The following is a 22,122-nucleotide window of genomic DNA, read 5'->3' as shown; positions in this document are numbered from 1 at the left end:
ACACAGTACGAAATGCCTGAGGCCAGGTGCAAAACCTGTGGGAGCGGGCTTGCTCGCGAATGCGGTGGGTCAGTCGACATCATCGTTGCCTGATCCACCGCTTTCGCGAGCAAGCCCGCTCCCACAGTGGACCGCAGTGTTCAATCCGTCGCGGCCTGGCATCAGAACGAATGCCCCTCTCTACAGCATAAAAACAGCAAGAGGTGATTCTCCATGTCGTCAGCCACTACCCCTTCCACGGTCCACCCGGTCGACCAGATTCTGCCGGTCCGCCAAATGCTCACCCTTGGCCTGCAACACATGGCCGTCTCATACATCGGCGCCATCGCCGTGCCGTTGATTGTCGCCAGCGCCCTGAAAATGTCCCAGGCCGACACCGTGGTGCTGATCAGCACCACGCTGTTCTGCTCCGGTATCGCCACTCTGTTGCAAACTGTCGGCTTCTGGAAATTCGGCGTGCGCCTGCCAATTCTGCAAGGCGTGGCGTTCAGCAGTGTCGGCCCGGTCATCGCCATCGGGACCAACCCGGAGGTGGGGTTCGCCGGGGTCTGCGGGGCGGTGATCGGCGCGGGGATCTTTACGATGCTCGTCGCGCCGTTCGTGGGCCGATTGCGCCGGTTTTTTCCGCCGGTGGTCACCGGCTGCATTGTCACAGTGATCGGTTTACAGCTGTTCCCGATTGCCTATGAGTGGGTCGGTGGTGGCCGCAATGCCAGCGATTTCGGGGCGCCGTCGTACTTGGCCGTCGCCGCCGTGGTGCTCGCGACCATTTTGCTGGTCAACCGCTATGGCAGCCCGCTGATGCGCAACATGGCGGTGCTGGTCGGGATGCTGGTGGGTGCGGGACTGGCTTACGGTCTGGGCATGGGCAGTTTTCACAGCGTGCAGGAATCGCCCTGGCTTACCGTGCCCTACCCGTTCTACTTCGGCCTGCCGACCTTCAGCCTGATCCCGATCGCGACCATGGTGGTGGTGATGATTGTGCAGATGGTCGAGTCCATGGGGCTGTTCGTGGCCATCGGCGAAATCGTCGACAAACCGGTGGAAGAAAAACAGGTGATCAACGGCCTGCGGGCTAACGGACTGGCAAGCACCATCGCCGGGATGTTCGCAGCGTTTCCGTTCATTGCCTTCATGGAAAACGTCGGGCTGGTGATTCTGACTGGCGTGCGCAGCCGCTGGGTAGTGGCGATCAGCGGTTTGTTGATGTGTTCCGTGGCGCTGGTGCCAAAGGCCGGGGCGATCATCGCGTCGATGCCGAGCGCCGCCCTCGGGGGTGCCGGGATTGCCATGTTCGGTGTGGTCGCCGCAGCGGGCATTCAGACCCTGGCCAAAGTCGATTACGAGCGCAACCGCTTCAACGTGTTAATCGTCGGGTTCACCATCGCCGCCGCCTTGGTGCCGGTGCTGGCGCCTGCCCTGTTCAAGCAAATGCCCGACTGGGCCCAGCCGTTCCTGCACAGCAGCGTGGTGATTGCCTGCCTGGTGTCGGTGCTGCTCAACGCCGCGCTCAACGGCGTCAGCGTTCCCGACAGCGCAGCCACCAAGCCTGCGCCCCACAGCCTCTGACTGGAGTAGCACATGACTCAACTTCAAAACATCCTGATCAAAAACCCGGTGGCGGTGATGACCGGCTTGCGCGGCACGCGTGCACGGGCCGGTAGCGTCGATATCCGCATCGTCAACGGTCGCATTGCCGAAATGGCCGAGGGCTTGGTTGCGCAACCCGGTGAGCGAGTGATCGACGCCCGAAACTCGGTGGTCTATCCCGGCTGGATCAACACCCACCATCACCTGTTCCAGAACCTGCTCAAAGCCGTGCCCGAAGGGTTGAATCAGGATCTGCAAGGCTGGCTGGCCAGCGTGCCCTACCCGCGTCTCAACCGCTTTACACCACAACTGGCGCAGATCGCCGCGCGATTAGGCATGGCCGAACTGCTGCTGTCGGGGGTGACAACCTGCGCCGATCACCATTACCTCTATCACGCCAACGGCACAACCGAGACCGGAGACCTGTTGTTCGACACGGCTGACGCGTTCGGGATGCGTTTTGTGCTGTGCCGGGGCGGCGCGCTGGAGTCCGCCAGCGCTCATCCGGGGTTCTCGAAAACGGCGCTGCAACCGGAGTCGCTGGAGCAGATGGTCGGTGACATCGAACGGCTCAAATCGCTGTACCACCAGGACACTCCGGATGCGATGCGTCGAGTGGTGGTGGCGCCGACGACGCCAACGTTCTCGCTGCCGCCCACCTTGCTGCGCGAGCTTGCGCACACCGCTCGCGGCCTCGGATTGCGCTTGCACACACACCTTTCGGAGACGCAGAACTACGTCAACTTTTGTCGCGAGAAATACAACTGCCTCCCGGTGGAATTCGTCGCCGAACACGAATGGCTCGGCCCCGACGTCTGGTTCGCCCACGCGGTGCATTTGCAGCCGGGGGAAATCCGCATGCTCGCGCAAACCGGCACCGGCATTTCTCATTGCCCGGTGAGCAACGCACGGCTGGGCAGCGGCGTCGCGCCGGTACCACAAATGTATGAGGCCGGGGTGCCGATATCGCTTGGGGTGGATGGCGTGGCGTCGAACGAGTCCGGGAGTATGGTCGGTGAAGCGCATACCGCGTGGCTGATCCATCGTGCGGAGCAAGGTGCGTCGGCCACCACGGCCGAAGACGTGATCCATTGGGGTACGGCCGGAGGCGCGCAGGTGTTGGGGCTGGGCTCGGTCGGCACGCTGGAAATAGGCCAGGCGGCGGATCTGGTGATCTATGGCCTCGATCATCCACGGTTCTTTGGCTTCCACGATATCGCGGTGGCGCCAGTGGTCGCGGGAGAGCCGATTGCCGTGCGGTACAGCATGGTCGGGGGGCGGCTGGTGGTCGACGACGGCGTGATTCCGGGGCTGGATCTGGAGCGCATGCGCGCTGAAGCGTGGGAGGGGGTGCAGCAGTTGATGCATGTCGTCGACTGATTTAACCGCGCCCGCCCCCCATGTGGGAGCTGGTTTGCCAGCGATGACGGCCTGAAGGTCAGTGCCAGGTGCAAAGGCCCCTCATCAGCAAGCCGGCTCCAACACGTTACACACCAACCTTCGGGAAACACACCATGTCCGGCCTCAACGACCTCCTCCAAGCCATTGAAACCAGCGCCCGGCAAGGCGAAGAAACCATCCTCGCCACCGTGGTCAAGGTCGAAGGGTCGGCCTACCGCCGCCCCGGCGCACGCATGCTCATCCCCCTCCACGGCCGAACCGTCGGCACCGTCAGCGGCGGATGCCTGGAACAGGACCTGGCCAAAAAAGCCTGGTGGCTGACCGACTCCGGCGAGCCGGTGGTGCGCCGCTACAGCACCGGCGCTACCGAGGATGAAGACGACGAGCAAAGCGCCCTGACCTTCGGCCTCGGCTGCAACGGCACGGTTTTCGTCATGCTCGAACGCCTGCGCGCGAAAACCCCGTCATTGGCCATCGAACTGTTGCGGCAGGTGCGTGACAGCCTGCAACCGGCGGCCATGGCGACCATCATTGCCACGTCACGCCACACGTCAGTGCGGGTTGGCGATCGGGTGTTGTCAGGCGCAGGCCCCGCGCTGCGCAATCGCGCACTCGACAGCAGCATCCGCAAAGACCTGCGCAAAACACTCACCGAGAAAAAATCCTCTCTGCGGCTCTACACCGACGCCCGTGGAGAAGTCGAAGTGTTCTTCGAATACGTGGCTCCGCCCCCGCGCCTGGTGATCTTCGGTGCCGGCCACGACGCCCAGCCACTGGTGCGCATGAGCAAACTACTGGGCTGGCACGTCAGCGTGATCGACAGCCGCAGCCACTTTGCCCGCCCTGAACGCTTTCCGCAGGCCGATGCGGTCATCGTCGCGAACCTCGACGCCTCCATGGTCCTCGGACCGTTGATCGAGGGGGCCGCGGTGGCCGTCATGACGCACAGCTACCGCCAGGACCGACACTGGCTCGGCCAATTGCTGCAAGGCGCACCGGCCTACATCGGCCAACTCGGCCCCCGCGAGCGGACCGAGCGCTTGTTGACCGACATTCGCCAACATAATCCTGCCCTGAATGCATTGCTACAGCTGCACTACCCCATGGGCCTGGACCTTGGCGGCGATGCGCCCGAAAGCGTCGCGCTCTCGATTCTGGCGGAGATGACGGCGGCGTTGAATCTGCGTAACGGCGGGATGCTCAAGCATCGGAGCAAACCGATTCATTACGTGGATTTGCTGGTGTGTGAAAAGTTGGAGGCAGCGGCAGCGGCAGCGGTCGATTGAGCTGGTTTCAAACGGCGACAGTTTCTCGGCACCATCGGATTACCACGGAGCTGATTCAGTCGCCAGGCTTGCCCGGGAGATTCTGGAAGAGATGGTCATGTCCCGGTAGGGAATTAAGTTGGCCCGGCTTCAACCAATACCTGACCTTGAGCTTGCTAGATACGGTGCGATATTGCGCATCCCGCGCTGAATGCATTCTTCTTTTCCCCCCGCCGGCGCGACGTAGTGAAGTGCGCTCTCAAGCCCTGCACTGCGACGGTCTGACGCCAACGCCAGTTATGTCGCAAGTTAGGTGGACATTACATTCCGATCAGCCGCTGACGCAGCTATGCTCGCTAGCATACAGACATCGGCTAGCGCCTTTGGCAGACTCCAAGCGTGCCGTAGTTGTGTGCTGCAAGGTGCTCGTGACGCAGCCATCAGGTCTCGAGCTGCGTCGGGAGCCCTCCCCCCTCATCACTCCATACATCGAGGGCGTCATGCAAGGGAACATGGACAGTCATTGGACCCACGTCTTCTTCCGGTTCTGGCGTCTGCCTGCCATTTACTATCGCCAGTGGAGCGAATCACGTCGTAAATTCGAGTACGAACCACTGCTGCGCTCGGAGTTGTTCAGCGCCGAACAGATGGCCAGCCATGGAACACTACTGGCCCAACAGCACCGTATTAGAGGCCGCACAGCGAAAGACTCGCTGCTGGCACGCCTGGCCGACAACGAGGCGACGCTAGCCAGTAGCTGCAAGGCGCTCGCTGCTGCACCGTTGTCCGCCCGGCGTGCAACACCGGCAGCGGAATGGTTGCTGGACAACTATTACCTGGTCGAAGAACAAATCCGCACCACCAAGTCTCACTTACCCCGAGGCTACAGCCGTGAGTTGCCGCAATTGGCCGATGGCCCGTCGGCCGGATTGCCACGGGTCTACGACATCGCTCTGGAGACCATTTCACATGGCGACGGCAGGGTCGATGGGGAGAGTCTGAGCCGTTTTCTAGTGTTCTATCAGACGATCACGCCACTCACGCTCGGCGAGTTGTGGGCGATTCCGATCATGCTGCGTCTGGCACTGATCGAGAATCTGCGGCGAGTAGCCTCGCGCGTCATGGCTAACCGGGATGACCGCAACCTGGCCAATGACTGGGCCGATCACTTGATCGAAACCGCCGAACACGATGCCAAAAGCGTGGTCCTGACGGTGGCTGACATGGCGCGCTCGGGGCCACCGATGACCTCATCATTCGTCGCTGAACTGGCGCGACGGCTACAAGGGCAAAGTGCCGCGCTGATACTGCCATTGGCCTGGATCGAGCAGATGCTCAGCGAGTCAGGACTCAATATCGAACGCCTGGTGCAGGTGGATGCCCAGCAGCAAGCAGCCGATCAGGTGTCCATCAGCAACAGCATCACCAGCTTGCGCCAGCTGTCGGCCACTGACTGGAAGGAGTTCGTCGAGCACCTGAGTCACGTTGAGCACGTGTTGCGCACAGACCCGGCAGGGATCTACGCGCGGATGGATTTCGCCACCCGCGATCACTATCGGCATGTGGTCGAACGCTTGGCGAAGAACTGTGACCAGGCTGAAGAAAATGTCGCGCAAGCGGCCATCGCTCTGGCCGATGCGCGGGTAAGGCCACCGCCCGAGGGCGACGTAGCCGGACATGTGGGTTACTACCTGGTGGGCCCTGGACTCAATGAGCTCGAGCATCGAATCTCCGCTCGAGTGCCCTTGGGCGAGCAATGGGCACGCCTGCTGCTTCGCGCACCGATGACCTTCTACCTGGGTCCGGTGCTGATCCTGTCAACGCTGTTCGCCTGGCCTTTCCTTGAGGCCGTTTATCGCGACGCAAGGCCTGGATACCTGCTGGTATTGCTCGCGATACCCACGCTGCTAATGTCCAGCCGCCTGGCCATCGGGCTGGTCAATTGGCTGATCACTCTCACCATGCCCCCCTGCATTCTTCCCCGACTGGACTACAGCCAGGGTATCCCGGTGCAAGCGCGCACGTTGGTGGTCATTCCCACGCTGATAGCCCATTGCGTAGATGTCGAAGAGTTGGTCGAAGGCCTGGAAGTACGCTTCCTGGCCAATCGGGATGCCAATTTGCACTTCGCCCTGCTCACCGATTTCATGGATGCCCCCACCCGGGAGCTGGAGCAGGATGCGAGCCTGCTGCTGCTGGCACGGCGGCTGATAGAAGCGTTAAATCAGAAATACCCCGACCCACACAACGACCGATTTTTCCTGTTGCACCGACCAAGACGCTGGAACGAGGCAGAGCAGACCTGGATGGGCTATGAGCGCAAACGCGGCAAACTCGCTGAGCTCAACGCCCTGCTGCGGGGCCGTGGCCAGGAGTGCTTTTCACTGATCGTTGGCGATATCCAGGCACTGACTCCCGTTCGTTACGTGATCTCCCTCGATACTGATACCCAACTACCGCGTGATGTTGCACAGCAATGCATCGGCGCGATGGAGCACCCGCTAAACCACCCCGTATTCGATCCGCATCAGGGCCATATCAGCAGCGGTTATGCGATTTTGCAACCGCGAGTGGGCATCAGTCTGCCGAGTACTGCACGCTCTTCCTATGCCCGGCTGTTCGGGAGCGATGCAGGCGTCGATCCCTACACCCGCGCTGTTTCGGACGTCTATCAGGATCTTTTCCAGCTCGGTTCATTCATTGGCAAAGGGATCTACGCCGTCGATGCTTTCGAGCACGCCCTGGAAGGCTGTTTCCCGGAGAACCGCATCCTTAGCCACGACCTGATCGAAGGTTGTTATGCCCGCTCGGGGTTACTCAGCGACGTGCAACTGTTCGAAGAATACCCGTCCCGTTACAGCACCGACGTCAAGCGCCGGCATCGCTGGATTCGCGGGGACTGGCAATTGCTGCCATGGGTCACGCCCTGGACGCCCAAGGCTGGTGGAGGGCTAGAGCGCAATTGCCTTTGCGCCGTGGCTCGCTGGAAAATTTTTGACAATCTCCGGCGCAGTCTGGAGCCGACCGCTTTCCTGACAATGTTGCTGTGGGGCTGGCTTGGAGCAATGGAGCCGCGTTCGTGGACCTTCGCGGTGCTTATCCTGGTACTGATCCAACCGCTGTCGAGCGCTTTGCAGGAACTCATGCACAAAACCGTCGATGTTCCGATCGAACAGCATTTGACAGCGGCTCTGGGCACCTCCAGCCAACACTTTACGCGGGCGGTCCTTCCTCTGGTTTGGCTGCCGTTCGAAGCCTTATACAGCCTGGATGCAATCGGCCGTACGCTGTGGCGCATGCTGATCAGCAAGCGTCGTCTGTTGCAGTGGAACCCTTCACGGGAAGTGGAACGCAGCGACAGCAACAAGCTATCTGAGCTGTACCGCACAATGTGGATAGCCCCAGTGCTGACGACGGTCCTTTTTGTACTGTTACTACCCACTCCGAATGTGCTCGCCTTGGCCGGACCATTTTTGCTGCTGTGGCTGACGAGCCCGGCCGTCGCTTGGTGGCTCAGCCGGCCTTCCCCCCGGGCGAAGTTCAATCCTTCAGCGCAGGAGCTGCGCTTCCTGCGATGTCTGGCGCGAAAAACCTGGGCATTCTTCGATCAATACGTCGGTCCGGCCGACAACTGGTTACCTCCTGACAACATCCAGGAGCAGCCCCACCCAGCCATTGCACACCGCACATCGCCGACCAATATGGGTATGGCGCTGCTGTCCCACCTGGCCGCGCATGACTTTGGCTACCTGAGTAGTGGACGGTTGCTGGAGCGCCTCGATCAGTCCTTGTCCAGCATGGCCGGCCTGGAGAGCTACCGCCGGCACTTTTACAACTGGTATGACACCTTGACGCTCAAGCCCTTGCCACCGCTCTACGTATCGACGGTAGATAGCGGGAATCTGGCAGGACTGCTACTGACCTTGCGCCCAGGGCTGTTGGACCTGATTGATGCGCCACTGTTTGATCTGCGGGTGGTCAACGGACTTATCGACACCCTGGATGTGCTGCAAGACACCCTCCTCGCCGCGGGCCTGGACGACCACGACGTACGAACCCTGCAAGACGAAGCGCTCGTGGCGCAGGCCCGGGTTGTTTCAAGCCCTGACGATGCCCCCGAGACTCTCCTGACCTTGCTGGAGCGAATGAGTGCACCCACTGCCCTCAGCCACTTGGCGACGGTCGGCGAAGCCGCCTTCTGGCTCGAGGCGCTGCGTGCACAATGTCAGGATCTGCAGGCCGAACTGCTGAGCTTCAGGCTGCCGCCCGCCATTGACAGGGCAGAGCCCTTGGCACTCAGCTGGCGCCAGTTGGCTCAACTCGATGTCGCTCGCTGGTTGCCGGCTCAGCAGGCTCAAGTGACGTCCGTGCAGCGCCTGGCTGTACAGCGCATTGCCTCGGTCACCCGCCTGGCCAATCTGGCCGACACCATGGCGGACATGGACTTCACTTTTCTCTATGATTCCCAGCGCGATCTTTTCGCCATTGGCTATAACGCCAGCGAGCACAAGCTGGATACAGGTTATTACGACTTGCTGGCCTCGGAGGCGCGACTGACCAACTATGTGGTTATCGCTCAAGGCCAGTTACCTCAAGAAGGCTGGTTTAGCCTTGGAAGGCTGCTCACCAGCAGCGGCGGCATACCCGTGCTGCTGTCATGGACAGGCTCGATGTTCGAGTACCTGATGCCCATGCTGGTAATGCCCAACTATGAAGGCACCCTGCTCGACCAGACCTGCCGCGCAGCAGTCGCCTTGCAGATAGAGTACGGCAATCAGTTGGGCATTCCCTGGGGGGTTTCCGAGTCGGGTTACAACATTCAGGATGCTCATTTCAACTACCAATATCGCGCATTCGGTGTACCAGGCCTGGGTCTCAAGCGAGGCCTTGGCGAAGACACCGTTGTCGCCCCCTATGCCAGCGCCCTGGCGCTGATGGTGGCCCCCGAGGCCTCGTGCCGGAACCTGCAGCGACTTGCCGCACTGGGCCTGGCCGGGCGCTACGGTCTGTATGAAGCCGTGGACTTTACAGAGGCGCGCTTGCAACGCGGACAGCGTTGCGCAGTCGTCTATTCCTTCATGGCACACCATCAGGGCATGAGCATGCTGGCGCTGACTTGCCTGCTACTCGACCGGCCAATGCAGCGACGTTTCGAATCCGACCCGCAATTCCAGGCGACCGCGCTGCTGTTGCAGGAGCGTGTGCCGAAGACCGCCGCACAGTACCTGCATGCCTCGAACGCGCCGGTTGTGGACAATGCATCACGAGTACGTGAAACCAAGCTGCGGGTCTTTGCCGATCCTGACCGCAAACGCCCTGCGGTGCAGTTGCTCTCCAACGGCCGCTACCATGTGATGGTCAGCAGTGCAGGCGCAGGTTACAGCCGCAGCAATGAAATTGCTGTTACCCGTTGGCATGAAGACTTCACCTGCGACAACTGGGGTATGTTCTGCTACCTGCGCGATGTTGCAAGCGGCACATTCTGGTCCGCCGCGCACCAACCGACATTGCGCCATCCGGAAAGCTACGAAGCCATCTTCACTGATGCCCGTGCCGAGTTCCGTGTGCGTGAGCAAGACTTCGACACCCATACCGAAATCGTCGTATCGCCGGAAGACGACATCGAGTTGCGCCGCTTGCACATCACCAACCGCGCGCGAACGCGCCGCAGTATTGAACTCACCAGCTACGCCGAGGTAGTGCTGGCTTCGGCCATCAGCGATGCCATGCACCCGGCCTTCAGCAATCTGTTCGTGCAGACCGAGCTGTTGCGCCCGCTGCAGGCAATCATTTGCACCCGTCGGCCGCGCTCCAGCCAGGAAACAGTGCCCTGGATGTGTCATTTGCTGGCAGCGCACGGTGTAGATGTCGATGCGATCTCGTACGAGACCGACCGTGCGCGCTTTATCGGTCGTGGGCGCAGTGTCGTGGCCCCGGCGGCAATGGACGATGAGGTCGAACAATTATCAGGAACCGCCGGCCCGGTACTTGATCCGATTGTATCGATACGTTGTCGCATCACCCTGGATCCCGGTCAGACGGCGACCATCGACCTGGTGACCGGCCTTGCCGACAGCCGTGACAACTGCCTGCACCTGATCGACAAGTACCGCGACCGTCATCTGGCGGATCGCGTCTTTGACCTGGCCTGGACCCATAGCCAGGTGCTGCTGCGTCAGCTCAACGCTTCACTGAGCGACGCACGTCTGTTCGAACAGATGGCCGCGTCGATCATCTATGCCAACGCCGCATTGCGGGCCGAGAGCGGTGTGCTGGTGGCCAACCGGCGCAACCAGTCCGGCCTCTGGGGCCAGGCGATATCGGGTGACTTGCCCATCGTGCTGCTGCAGATCAGCGACTTGGCCAACATCGAGTTTGTACAGCAGATGGTCAAGGCTCATGCCTATTGGCGTCAGAAAGGCCTGTCGGTAGATCTGGTGATCTGGAACGAGGACCAGGCCGGCTATCGCCAGCAACTGCAAGACCTGATTATGGGACTGGTCACCTCGGGCAGTGAAGCGAGTCTGGTCGACCGTCCTGGCGGGATTTTTGTGCGGCCGGCGCAGCAATTATCGAACGAGGACCGAACGCTGATGCTCTCGGTGGCCCGTCTGGTACTCAATGACGGCCACGGCAGCCTGGCCGATCAGGTCCATCGGCGCCGCGCGGACCCTCTGCTCCCCAGGCTCGAACCGAGTCTTGTGCGAGTGGAGCAACCACCAGTGGTCTGTTCCGCACAAACCGACCCGGCCTTGATATTGAGCAATCCCTACGGTGGCTTCAGCCCGGACGGTCACGAATACGTAGTGACCCTGCGCCCGGGCCAACCCACACCAGCGCCTTGGGCCAATGTGCTGGCCAATGCGCAATTCGGCACGGTGATTTCCGAAAGTGGCGGTGCTTACACCTGGAGCGAGAATGCTCACGAATATCGTCTCACCCCTTGGCATAACGACCCGATCTCTGACCCCAGCGGTGAGGCGTTGTACCTGCGCGACGAAGATACCGGGCACTTCTGGTCGCCGACCCCGCAACCCTGCCCGGGCAGTGGCCTTTACCGTACTCGCCACGGTTTCGGCTACAGCGTATTCGAGTATGAAGAGGATGGCATCCATACCGAGTTGTGGGTCTATGTGGCGCTGGATGCACCGATCAAATTCTCGCGCCTGAAAATTCGCAATACCAGCGGCCGACCGCGGCGTTTGTCGGCAACGTGCTACGTGGAGTGGGTACTGGGGGATTTGCGCAGCAAGTCGGCCATGCATGTGGTCACGGAGGTGGACCCATTCAGTGGCGCGCTGTTCGCGCGCAACGCCTTTTCGATCGAGTTCTCCGGGCGCGTCGCCTTTCTCGACACGGATTCGTCGGGGCGCAGTTTTAGCGGTGACCGTACCGAATTTCTTGGCCGCAATGGGAACCTGCAAGCGCCGGCAGCCCTGACTCGTGCTCGGCTGTCTGGACGCTGCGGTGGTGGCTTCGATCCCTGCGCAGCGATGCAGGTCGCACTGGATCTGGCGGACGGCGAAAGCCAGGACGTAGTGTTCCGCCTCGGCGCCGAACAGGACGCCAAATCAGCCACCCGCCTTGTGCAGAAATACCGCGGTGCCAAGGCCTCGGCGGGCGAACTGGACGCTGTGCGTCTGCATTGGCGCACGACCTTGGGGGCCATACAAATTCAGACTCCCGATCCAGCCGTCGATGTGCTGGTCAACGGCTGGCTGATGTATCAGGTCATCGCGTGCCGCTTCTGGGGGCGCAGTGGTTATTACCAATCCGGCGGAGCCATTGGCTTTCGCGATCAATTGCAGGACAGCATGGCAATGATCCATGCCGACCCGGCTGCCGCGCGCCGCCACCTGTTGCTCTGCGCCGCGCATCAGTACCCTGAAGGCGACGTACAACACTGGTGGCATCCACCGCAAAGTCGGGGTGTGCGAACGGGCTGTTCCGACGACTTTCTTTGGTTACCCCTGGCAACCAGCCGCTACGTGTACATCACCGGTGATCGTAGCGTACTGAGCGAAGTGGTGGGTTATATCGAGGGACGCGCACTCACTGCTGGCGAAGAGTCCTACTACGATCTGCCCGGCACTTCACAACTCCAGGAAAGCCTCTACCAACATTGCGTTCGCGCCATTGAGCATGGCCTCAAGCGCGGTTCCCATGGGCTGCCGTTGATGGGGTGCGGAGACTGGAATGACGGAATGAATCGGGTCGGAGAGCAAGGCCGTGGTGAAAGCGTGTGGCTTGGCTTCTTCGGCTACGAGGTGCTGCTGCAATTCTCCAGTACTGCGCAGCTGGAAGGCGACAGGGTCTTCGCCCAGCGTTGTACTGAGCAGGCGGCGACTTTACGTGTGAGCCTGGAAGATCAGGGTTGGGATGGCGCCTGGTACCGCCGCGCTTACTTCGACGACGGCCAGGTATTGGGCTCTGCGGGTAACGAGGAATGTCGTATCGACTCCATCGCGCAAAGCTGGTCGGTGCTCTCCGGGGCCGCGTCGCAGGTACGGTGCCGAACTGCCATGGACTCACTGGATCTGCACTTGGTCCGGCGCGACACCGGCGTGGTGTTATTGCTGGACCCGCCGTTCGACAAGGGAACCCTCGATCCCGGTTACATCAAAGGCTACGTACCCGGCGTACGCGAGAATGGAGGCCAATACACTCACGCTGCCGTTTGGGCAAGTATGGCCTTCGCCCGTCTTGGCGACAGCGACAAGGCATGGGAGCTGCTGCGTATGATCAATCCCGTCAGCCGTCGCAGCGCTGCACAAATCGAAACGTACAAGGTTGAGCCTTACGTGATGGCCGCCGACGTCTATGGGGTTGCACCCCACACAGGACGCGGCGGCTGGACCTGGTACACCGGCTCCGCTGGCTGGATGTATCGCCTGATCGTCGAATCACTACTGGGACTGACACGCTGCGCCAACTCGCTGCGCATTGAACCGGTGCTGCCAGCCGATTGGCCGGGTTTCACCCTCCATTACTGGTTCGGTGCAACCCTCTACCACATAGAGGTGCGCCAAAACGAAGACACAACACGCACACTCAGCCTGGATGGCACGCTACTCACCGATGCGACGTTAGGACTGCTGGACGATGGGATCGAACACCGTATTGTGGCGACTTGCCCGAAATCTACGGCGGGTAATGAGGGGCACGTCACATCAACTTCTTAACGACTGTTGTAACTGGGGCTCTGAGCGATAGCGCACAGAGTGTCTGTTTGGACTAGGCTGGAGGGAGAAAAGACTCATTCTCTGAACGGTAGCGTGGATGCAGTCAATCACGAGCGGCACGAACCTTCCCGCTAAAGACTTTAAAGCCATAGGTGTTGTATATCAGCGTCACTGGTATCAGGACGGCGAAACCGACCAACATGAAAACCTGACTGTTCGGACTGGAGGCGGCAGCTTGCAAGGTCAGGTGTGGCGGGACAATCAACGGATATAGCACTGCGATCATCAATGCGAACGCCAAAACGAAGATCCCCAATGCTGCGAACAGCGGCAGATACTGCCGGCGGCTTCGAAAACCCAAAATGAAGCCTATCAGCAGTGCAATGAGCAGTGTTGCGGCCGGCAGCCAGACAAGACGATTGGAAAGCCGATGCGCATATTGAGTGTCCAGTGTCGCTGTCCAGACAACCAGCACGGCCAGAAGCACCAGGGTTACGATGGCCAGCGCCCTCGCCTGTCGACCTGATCGCCGTTGCAGATCTTCGACAGTGCGCCAATACAGCCAGCAGGCGCCCAACCACGTGTAGCCCGCCACGAGCACCGCGCCACAATACAGCGGAAACAGACCTGACCACTCCCAGCCGTTCCCGCTGTACTGCCCGCCCTGATTAGGCACGCCTTGTACAAGCGTGCCCAACACAATCCCCTGAGTTGCCCCGGCTAGCATCGAACCGACCAGCAGCAAGCCATCGACCATGCGCTTGATATGATAGCTGGGCGAGTAGTCTCGAAATTCCAGCGCTACCGCGCGAAGAATCAACGCCAAAAACATCGCGATAAACGGCAGATAAAGCGCCGGCAGCAAAGTGGCGTAAGCCAGCGGAAACAACGCCAGCAGACCACCGCCTCCCAGCACGAGCCAGGTTTCATTGGCGTCCCAGATCGGCAAGATGGTCACTGCCATGGCACGACGGTGCTGACTACACCGGGTAAGGCCGAGCAGTACGCCAACACCAAGATCAGTGCCGTCCAACAGCACGTAGTTCAATACCGAGAACGCCAGGGCCGCAGCGGACAGCAGGATTATCCAGTCATTCTCCAACATGGATGTATGCCCTCAAGGTTTACCCGTCTCGTCAGCCAGAGTAGGTTGCGGCCCGGGCTCGCCCTCGTGAGGAGGCTCACGCAGTAGTCGCAGCAGCACCCATAGACCCACGCCGAAGATCACCCCATAAAACGACAGGATTGTCCACGTCGCCCCTACTACCTGCTGTCGAGACACCGAAGACAGGCTGTCAGCCGTGCGCAGCAATCCATAGACGGTGAAAGGTTGGCGTCCGACCTCGGTCACCACCCAGCCGCTCAACATCGCCAGAAATCCGGCCGGGGCCATCAGCACACAGACTCGGAGCATCCAACGCGCTGCGTACAGCCGTTGTCGCCAGCGCAACACCAGGCTGGCCAGGCCCTGCCCCACCATCAACAGGCCCAAGCCGACCATGAAACGGAAGGCGAAGAACACCGTTGGTACAGGCGGGATGTCCTCAGGCGGAAATTCGTCCAGGGCGGCGATGGTGCCTCTGAGGTCATGCCGTAAGTACAGCGAAGCTATGCGCGGAATCGCCACTTCCCAATGGTTGCGTCGCTCAGTCATGTCCGGAAGTGCGAACAAGCGTAATGGTTCGCCCGCACCATCAGGCGGGCGAGTCCAGGAGCCTTCGATGGCAGCGACCTTTTGCGGCTGTACTATAAGGCTGTGCTCACCATGAAGATCTCCCACCAGGATTTGCACAGGGGTGAGCAACACAATCACCCACAGCGCCATAGAGTATGTAAGCCGAGCTCGCGGGTTCTCGGGGCCCCGTAACAGCTGCCAGGCGCTGACACCGGCCACCAGCGTGGCGCTGCCGATCAGCGCGGCCAACGTCATATGCACAAGCCGGTAAGGGAACGACGGATTGAAGATGATCGCCCACCAGTTTTCGGCAATGAAGCGACCATCGGCACCAATGGAGTAACCGGCGGGTGTCTGCATCCAGGAATTGGCCGACAAAATCCAGAACGCGCTGATCAGCGATCCGAGGGCTACCGCACAGGTAGCAAAAAAATGCAGACGAGGGCCGACCTTTTTCAATCCAAATAACATGATGCCGAGGAAGCCAGCTTCCAGAAAAAATGCGGCCAGCACTTCATAGAACATCAACGGGCCGAGAATATCTCCTGCCTGAGTCGAAAGCCGCGACCAATTTAGCCCGAACTGGTATTCCAGAATCAGACCCGAGGCAGTGCCTACGGCGACGTTGAGGGCAAACACTTTTAGCCAGTAAAGGTAGACGTCCAGGTAGATCCTTCGCCTGCGCCACAGCCACAGTGCTTCGAGCACCACCAGAAAGTTGGCCAAGCCGATGGTGAAGGCCGCAAGCACGATATGAAAACTTATGCTGATCGCGAACTGGGCACGCGCCGCCATCAGCGCAGAATCAACCGCGTCCATACTGTGAACGCACCGTTAGCCAATGAGCGTGGGAATCAGCTATTAGTAGCAGCGAGCGATGGCTAGGAAGATAGCCGAAGGTGTTGGCAGGAAGAGGCATGGCACATGTCCGATGCAGTATTTGTCGGTTGACTCTCCTCAGTGCCAATGATTCCGAAAGTCAAAGTTCGAACAAAATACTCCTCCCTGGACAATCGGAATTGAGCGGCAGCTATTGGCCCATAGTGCGTAAAAACGCCTCCGCGAACCCTTGACTATGATTTCTGCGGATTTCATCGCAAAGATCGCCCATGAAGCGCTTGATTCAAGGTGAACATCGAGGTCAAAGCACCTTGCTTCCCGAGAGCCTCGATGACTACGTCAGCGATACCAATCCGGTGCGCGTAGTCGATGTCTTGATTGACGAACTCGACTTAGTCAATCTGGGTTTTGAAGGCGTGCCGGCGGCTGGAACGCAACGTCGAGCAGATGTGGTTGACCGGGCGTTTGATGCCAGATTTCAAGACCATCGCCAAATTCCGAAAAGATGACAGTAAGGCCATCCGAGGCGTCTGTCGCCAGTTCGTTGTGCTCTGCCAGCAGCTGGGATTATTCGGAAAATAATCTGGTCGCCATCGACGGCAGCAAATTCAAGGCAGTCAACAACCGCGACCGCAATTTCACCAGCGCCAAACTGAAGCGGTTAATGGAGAAAATTGAATCGAGTACAAACCGTTGCCTGGCCGCGCTCAATGCTGCCGATCGACGAGAGCGCACGTCCGCGGAATCCAAGGCGTGCGGCTGAAAGATAAAATCAGCCAAGCTGAAGACGCAAATGAAAGAGCTTCAAGCGAATGAAGTCCAGCTCAACGAAGTCGCCGGATAAACAGGTCCACTGACCGATCCTGATGCCCCCTCCATGATGACGCACGGGAAGCCCACGGCACACACTCCGAGCTAGATATCTGCTAGAGATTCCACCTGTGAGTTAGCAGCGGATTTGGCACCGACCAGGACCTTGCAAGAGATTCCGAGCTGACCGCTAGAAGCCGCGGCCGATGGATCTTTCGAGGGTTCAGCGGCACTCAATCGGTGCCAACTACCTGCAAAATGGTTTGTCACCAAAACAGCAAGAAGTCGGGTGAATTTGCGGTCTGTTTGGCACTGCGGTTTGGGCCCAAAAACGTCGAATTTGGAGGTATGAGTCAGGCTCTCGGACGCGATGGTTTGATTCCAAATCGGCCCCTGGGCTTTGTGATCAAAGGGTCTTCAGGAGGCCCACAGCCCGTCAGCAATCAATTCGAATAGATGCGCCCTCCCCGCGCTCTGTTCCGTTTCCCTAGCGCACAATCGGAAGTCCGGCTTTCGCTGCTTCCGTTTGTCTTCAAAGGCACGGCCCGCGTGACGTACAGCCGGTTTCGCTGATTTGGGATGGTGACCTTTAAGAACGAAGAATCGGAACTGAGCTTCCAGGGTTTAGCGCCGCGTAGCGGGTGAGGAAAAACGCCCTAATCGCCCGGAAACACGGCGTTTTCCAAGGCTATCTGACATGCGAAAAAGCTGAGAAAGAAGATAAATATCAAACAGGATTGGTGCCAAAGGCAGCGCGAAAAAGGGCCAAAAACGGCGTGAACTCACACCAGAGCCAGTGGTTTTGTAGGGGTAAAAACGACCAAACATAAAAAAGGGTCGCGAGATAAAATCTCGCAACCCCTTGAATTATATGGTCGGGACGGAGTGATTCGAACACTCGACCCCTAGCACCCCATGCTGGGGACATAAAACACCTAACCTATTGTTTTTAAAGGAATGCATGCCTTATTCAGTCGGGCAAAATATCCGTACCTTTGTGCTTATGCAAACGAGAAACCGTGGCCTCCAGCGGTGGTTTTGCGCGCACCCCTCCCCCGGCGTCCTGCCGACCGCACACAATCACACCTCCCCCACGCGACCGGCGATCATTGACTGGTTGTCAACCTAAACACTGTAAATATCGTTGAACGCGACTTCTGCCTGGGGCATTCTTCGCGACGCACATTTACATGGACGGTAATATTTGATGCGCCCTGCACCTATGGATGTGCCCATCCCCTGCGCCTGCACACTCGATACCTCGCTTCATCCCAGCGGCCTAAAAACCTCATTACGCCTTTATGGGCTAGTTCGCATCGTCGGTTTCGGCGACATACCTGCGAGCACGCCGGTTGAAATTCTTTGCGCAGCGTCCGGCGAAGGCAAGGCGATTCGAGCCTTCGTTTCAAGGCTGGACGCTGAGTTGGTTGCCAGGTCAATGCCTGACTCAGGCTATCGTGTCGTACCGCTGGCACAATTCGACCCCACTGGATTTATCCAGCAACACCAGGGTTGGCTGACCGTCCACATCACCTGTGGTTTTTCCTCGCAGCGCGACACGTTACGACTTGCAGATGGTGACTTGCCAAGCTTGGGCTGGTTTATTTATGCCCAGACAGGTCCCTGGAGTCCCTGGAGTCCGGGGAGCTTTATCCATTGGGGCGAAGAAGTCGCCGAGATATTGCTCAGTGCCTACCGCAGCGTTGGTATGCCCAATTACAACGCCTGGCTCAACCAGCTTGATGACTATTCCACGCAGGCCATGGACAACTGCGTCGAAATCGCCTGGCAGACGTTGCTGGCCTGCCGTCCCATGCGCGAAAACCACCGAGCACTGTTCAACCCTATGGATGAGTGCTGGCGCTTTTCCGACTCGCCCATCGACCCCTATTACCCCATTTGAAACCTTGAAAAGGAACTTCCCATGAGTGGCAAACCTGCTGCCCGAGTGACAGACCCCACCAATTGCCCGCTTCCGGGACATGGCACAAATCCGATTGCCAGCGGCTCCCCTAATGTGAACTTCGATGGCCTTGCCGCCGCTCGTATGACCGATAAATCCGCATGCGGGAGCCCGATCACCGGTGCCGTCAGTGCTACGGTGCTCATCAATGGGCTGAATGCCGCTACTCAAGGCAGTACCGGTGGCCACGGCAACGTGGTTATGGGTGGATCAGGCACGGTCATTATTGGCGACACCTTCGTACCAGCCCCCTTCAGCGGCGTGCTGCCGATGCCAGTGTACTTCAGCGACAAGTTCAGACTAGTTGACCAAGACTCGGGCGAGCCTCTACCCAATCTTGATTACGCCATCCAGCGCGCTGACGGCAGCATGGAACACGGTGTAAGTGATTCGATGGGGTATACGCATCTAGTGAGTTCGCACCTGCCCGAAACAATCAAACTGTTTCTGGAGGACTAAGGCATGGCAGCAGATGCTCTTCATACAACCGACTGCACACAATCCTCCTCAGACCAAAGAACAAGTTTCATTATTTCTGTTTTCCCAAAGGGGCAGACAGAGAGCGTCAATATCTATATTGGTGACTTTCATCATGGCTGAAGTGGTTAGCAAGAATGGCAGAAAAATGTCTCCCGTAGCCACCAGAGCGGTGACGCCCGTCAAAGACGCCACTCCAAAAACTGTATCGCTGGACGCCAGGAAACAGATAAGGCGGGCCGAGAATGAGGAGTATTTGAAGGATAAGAACGTGAAGGCATTTTTGGTTGCCATTGCCGAATCCGAAGGCGGTAGCTACCACGCGAAATATGGTTATGGCTGGGCGCCGGGTTTTCAATCCGGGAAATGGACTTTCACTGATGAGTCCACCCATCCGGGGGCCGGTTACGGCGGAAAAACTACGGCATCGGGCATGTATCAAATTACCATTGCCACTTGGAGCGAGTATGCCGGAAAGATGGGACTCACCGACTTTACGCCTAATACGCAAGACCTTATCGCGGTCGACATTCTGCGCACCCTCGGGGTGATCGACAAGATCAAGGCCGGCGACATCCCGGGAGCAATGCCGAAGGCGGCAACGAGGTGGGCGGCACTTCCCGAAGGGCCTGGTAAGAAAAATCATTATCCGCCGCAACCGTATGCCGAGTATCCAAAGTTTTTGGAGAGCTACAAATCGGCTGGAGGGACTGTCAAATGAAGTTTTCAATCCTCGCGCTCGTCGCACTTTATTGCATTGGCACCAGTGCAGCGTTTGCGGATGGCTCACAGGCGACAAGCGACAGGCGCGGACCGGCAGGCATCGCCGTCGGTGAGCCCCTGGTCACGGCCAGGGCCAAGCTCGTCAAACAAGGATGGAAGCCGACGCGGATGCATACCACCGATGGTTATGAATATAGTGGCGTGGAGCGGGAGCTGGCTGCACGCAAGCTCTTCGAGGTCGATGTCTGCTCTTTTGATAGCTCGCGTTGCATCTTGTTCTACTCAAAGAACGGCGCTTGCCTGCGCGTCGACACCATTGGGGAACAATTCAATGACATGACGGTTACGCGATGGGCCGATGAGTGTCCTGACGCGCCTCCAAAACCAAGTAAGCGCGGCGCGGGATAGCAACCGATCATTTTGAATGGGGCGACATTTGCCAGTACCTGGCCCCGCGCCGAACTCAGTGTGATACCCCCCTCACATACGCTTGGCACGCAGCCAGGGCAATCATTCCCCGGTCGCCTTCATCGGTGATGGCCGATAATTCTTTGAGCATGCGCTGGGTCAAGTTGGGCGCGCGTTCCTCCATGAACCACGCCGCCGGCTTCGGTGCCGGCTGACATTGAACAGCCACCGGTTGAATCCGAAGAGTCGAGGAGGACTGACAGCCGCAGATCAGAAGTGGCAAGGCGATCGCGCAGACGAGCCTGGTTGGCTTGAGCATTACTCAGTTCCTGGTAGTGGGATTGTTCGCTGGCTGACAGGCGCTGCTCGAGTGCCAGGCGCTTGTCCTGATCGGCTCGCACCTGGTCAGCGGCCGCGTTGCTGATGGCAGTCAAATCATCCTTGTGCAGACCCGCCTGTTCGGCCAACTGCTTTCCGTAATGCCAGTCTTGAACCTGCCACACGCCGCCGGCGGTGATTAATAGCAGCACCAGCACGCCAACCACGGCCAGCTTCAGCACCGAGGAACTCATGGCACATCCTTGAAGAAGACGTGGTGGCCTAGCTTCAGCGTCTGCTTGGCCTTCGCCGCCCAGTCCGGAGCCTTCGGCATGGTGGTCGCGTAGTAGTGCGTGGCGCCGCCAGTCGGATCAGGCACCTTTCCGGCCATCACCTGGTCAGCAGCGATCTGCGCTTGGGCCAGCTCGCGGAACGGGATCGACATCGCGCCACTCAGGTAGGCGAAGTTCGGATCGTTCCTGTTCCAGAAGCTGAACTGGTACGGCTTCTGGCACACACCGGCATAGCCCTCGCCCCACCACGATTTGGTTTTTCCATCGTCCACGCGGTTGCGAATGGTCCAGGCTACGGCGATCTGGCCGGCAAGACTTTCTCCGCGACAAAGTCGTCAGAGGTAAGCGACTTCAGGAAAGCACTGGATCAAGCGAAAGGGAAGAAGCGGAGCAGTACCTGATTCACCGCTTGGAGAAGCTGAGGCAAGAAAAGGTGTACGGCGTGCGCCAGGTGCGAACCTGGCGGGAGGCCGCCACGAAGTTTCTGGTGGACTTCAAGGACCAGGCGTCAATCGCCTTATCCGCGTCGCACATCGAGCAGCTGGATCCCTACATCGGCGACTTGCCGATCACGCATATTGATGACGGGACGCTTTCCGCCTTCAAGCGGGATCGGCAAAAGCCGACCAAGACGGCGACAGGTAAGGTGAAACCCGGCGTTTTGAACAGGACGGTAAACATTGCCCTGCAGCGAGTCGTCCGAATCTTGAACCTGTGCCACAGGAAGTGGCGAGACGCAGAAAAACGGCCGTGGCTGGAGAGCGTTCCGATGATCTCGATGCTTGAGGAAAAGAGGTCCGCCAGAAAACCCTACCCGATGTCTTGGGAAGAGCAGGCGACTTTGTTCCCCGAGCTACCGGATCACCTGCTGAGGATGGCCCTCTACAAAGTGAACAGCGGTTGCAGGGAACAGGAAGTATGCAAGTTGCGATGGGATTGGGAGATACGCGTGCCCGAACTGAACACCAGCGTGTTTCTGATACCTGCCGGATTCGGCGGGCGAAGTGAAAAAGCAGGGGTGAAGAACGGCGATGAACGCTTGGTGATCTTTGCAGTGGTCTAATTTCCCCGGACACCCCGATAGGTGGAAAATACACCTATTGAGGAGTTCTCCATGACCGACAAACGCAAAGTATTCGACGACAGCTTCAAGCTGGAAGTTGTAAAGATGATCAAG

Annotated in this window: 10 protein-coding genes and 4 pseudogenes; 10 read left to right on the top strand and 4 right to left on the bottom strand. The window is 59.1% G+C overall.

Annotated elements, in window-relative coordinates; translation table 11 throughout:
* Window positions 1-213 precede the first annotated feature (213 nt).
* The 4 genes from FQ187_RS24275 to FQ187_RS24255 all read left to right on the top strand — a co-directional run bounded on the left by FQ187_RS24275 (window position 214) and on the right by FQ187_RS24255 (window position 13,438).
* The gene (locus FQ187_RS24275; protein WP_149631416.1) at window positions 214-1,569 is read left to right on the top strand and encodes a nucleobase:cation symporter-2 family protein; all 1,356 of its coding nucleotides are present in this window, start codon (window positions 214-216) and stop codon (window positions 1,567-1,569) included.
* Between the two features lie 12 nt (window positions 1,570-1,581).
* Window positions 1,582-2,970: an amidohydrolase family protein gene (locus tag FQ187_RS24270; RefSeq protein ID WP_149631415.1), complete on the top strand. Its 1,389-nt coding sequence runs from the start codon at window positions 1,582-1,584 to the stop codon at window positions 2,968-2,970.
* 134 nt (window positions 2,971-3,104) lie between these two features.
* Entirely contained in the window at window positions 3,105-4,277 is a 1,173-nt protein-coding gene (locus FQ187_RS24265) for an XdhC family protein (protein WP_149631414.1), read from the top strand.
* Between the two features lie 491 nt (window positions 4,278-4,768).
* Entirely contained in the window at window positions 4,769-13,438 is an 8,670-nt protein-coding gene (locus FQ187_RS24255) for a GH36-type glycosyl hydrolase domain-containing protein (RefSeq protein ID WP_149631447.1), read from the top strand.
* Window positions 13,439-13,541: 103 nt separating this feature from the next.
* On the opposite strand, the gene cydB is transcribed toward FQ187_RS24255, so the two are convergent.
* Together cydB and FQ187_RS24245 are read right to left on the bottom strand one after the other, a co-directional pair.
* Window positions 13,542-14,543 carry a cytochrome d ubiquinol oxidase subunit II gene (gene cydB / locus FQ187_RS24250; protein WP_149631413.1) on the bottom strand — a complete coding sequence of 334 codons (1,002 nt, stop codon included), beginning with the start codon at window positions 14,541-14,543 and terminating at the stop codon, window positions 13,542-13,544.
* A gap of 12 nt (window positions 14,544-14,555) precedes the next feature.
* Window positions 14,556-15,932: a cytochrome ubiquinol oxidase subunit I gene (locus FQ187_RS24245; protein WP_149631412.1), complete on the bottom strand. Its 1,377-nt coding sequence runs from the start codon at window positions 15,930-15,932 to the stop codon at window positions 14,556-14,558.
* A gap of 290 nt (window positions 15,933-16,222) precedes the next feature.
* On the opposite strand from FQ187_RS24245, the pseudogene FQ187_RS24240 reads away from it, so the two are divergent.
* The 5 genes and pseudogenes from FQ187_RS24240 to FQ187_RS24220 all read left to right on the top strand — a co-directional run.
* Window positions 16,223-16,845 (top strand): annotated as a pseudogene (locus FQ187_RS24240) (transposase); the annotation flags it as partial.
* A gap of 1,125 nt (window positions 16,846-17,970) precedes the next feature.
* Complete coding sequence (locus FQ187_RS24235; RefSeq protein WP_149631411.1) at window positions 17,971-18,666, top strand: hypothetical protein; 696 nt, start codon at window positions 17,971-17,973, stop codon at window positions 18,664-18,666.
* Between the two features lie 21 nt (window positions 18,667-18,687).
* On the top strand, window positions 18,688-19,185 hold the full coding sequence (locus FQ187_RS24230; RefSeq protein WP_149631410.1) for a PAAR domain-containing protein: 498 nt from the start codon (window positions 18,688-18,690) through the stop codon (window positions 19,183-19,185).
* A gap of 133 nt (window positions 19,186-19,318) precedes the next feature.
* Window positions 19,319-19,924, top strand: coding sequence for a hypothetical protein (locus FQ187_RS24225; protein WP_218580710.1), 606 nt, complete (start codon window positions 19,319-19,321; stop codon window positions 19,922-19,924).
* The gene (locus tag FQ187_RS24220) at window positions 19,921-20,334 is read left to right on the top strand and encodes a hypothetical protein (RefSeq protein ID WP_149631409.1); all 414 of its coding nucleotides are present in this window, start codon (window positions 19,921-19,923) and stop codon (window positions 20,332-20,334) included. The genes FQ187_RS24225 and FQ187_RS24220 overlap by 4 nt, the downstream gene beginning before the upstream one ends.
* A 55-nt stretch (window positions 20,335-20,389) precedes the next feature.
* Here the strand turns inward: FQ187_RS24220 and FQ187_RS24215 are convergent.
* Together FQ187_RS24215 and FQ187_RS24210 are read right to left on the bottom strand one after the other, a co-directional pair.
* A pseudogene (locus tag FQ187_RS24215) lies at window positions 20,390-20,906 on the bottom strand (lysis protein).
* Window positions 20,903-21,271: pseudogene (locus FQ187_RS24210) on the bottom strand (cell wall hydrolase); the annotation flags it as partial. The pseudogenes FQ187_RS24215 and FQ187_RS24210, both read right to left, overlap by 4 nt.
* Between FQ187_RS24210 and FQ187_RS24205 the strand changes: the two are divergent.
* A pseudogene (locus tag FQ187_RS24205) lies at window positions 21,271-21,993 on the top strand (site-specific integrase); the annotation flags it as partial. The pseudogenes FQ187_RS24210 and FQ187_RS24205 sit on opposite strands and share 1 nt — an antisense overlap.
* Window positions 21,994-22,122: the final 129 nt, after the last annotated feature.

It is taken from the genome of Pseudomonas sp. ANT_J28, from assembly GCF_008370005.1.
In the GTDB taxonomy this organism is placed as follows: domain Bacteria; phylum Pseudomonadota; class Gammaproteobacteria; order Pseudomonadales; family Pseudomonadaceae; genus Aquipseudomonas; species Aquipseudomonas frigoris.
This window is presented reverse-complemented; position numbering and strand designations above follow the sequence as displayed.

Bases quoted from the DNA above. Each gene is read 5' to 3' on its own strand.
- cydB (WP_149631413.1), bottom strand. From the start codon at position 14,543: ATGTTGGAGAATGACTGGATAATCCTGCTGTCCGCTGCGGCCCTGGCG.
- FQ187_RS24270 (WP_149631415.1), top strand. From the start codon at position 1,582: ATGACTCAACTTCAAAACATCCTGATCAAAAACCCGGTGGCGGTGATG.
- FQ187_RS24230 (WP_149631410.1), top strand. From the start codon at position 18,688: ATGAGTGGCAAACCTGCTGCCCGAGTGACAGACCCCACCAATTGCCCG.
- FQ187_RS24265 (WP_149631414.1), top strand. From the start codon at position 3,105: ATGTCCGGCCTCAACGACCTCCTCCAAGCCATTGAAACCAGCGCCCGG.
- FQ187_RS24225 (WP_218580710.1), top strand. From the start codon at position 19,319: ATGGCTGAAGTGGTTAGCAAGAATGGCAGAAAAATGTCTCCCGTAGCC.
- FQ187_RS24220 (WP_149631409.1), top strand. From the start codon at position 19,921: ATGAAGTTTTCAATCCTCGCGCTCGTCGCACTTTATTGCATTGGCACC.
- FQ187_RS24255 (WP_149631447.1), top strand. From the start codon at position 4,769: ATGGACAGTCATTGGACCCACGTCTTCTTCCGGTTCTGGCGTCTGCCT.
- FQ187_RS24245 (WP_149631412.1), bottom strand. From the start codon at position 15,932: ATGGACGCGGTTGATTCTGCGCTGATGGCGGCGCGTGCCCAGTTCGCG.
- FQ187_RS24275 (WP_149631416.1), top strand. From the start codon at position 214: ATGTCGTCAGCCACTACCCCTTCCACGGTCCACCCGGTCGACCAGATT.
- FQ187_RS24235 (WP_149631411.1), top strand. From the start codon at position 17,971: ATGCGCCCTGCACCTATGGATGTGCCCATCCCCTGCGCCTGCACACTC.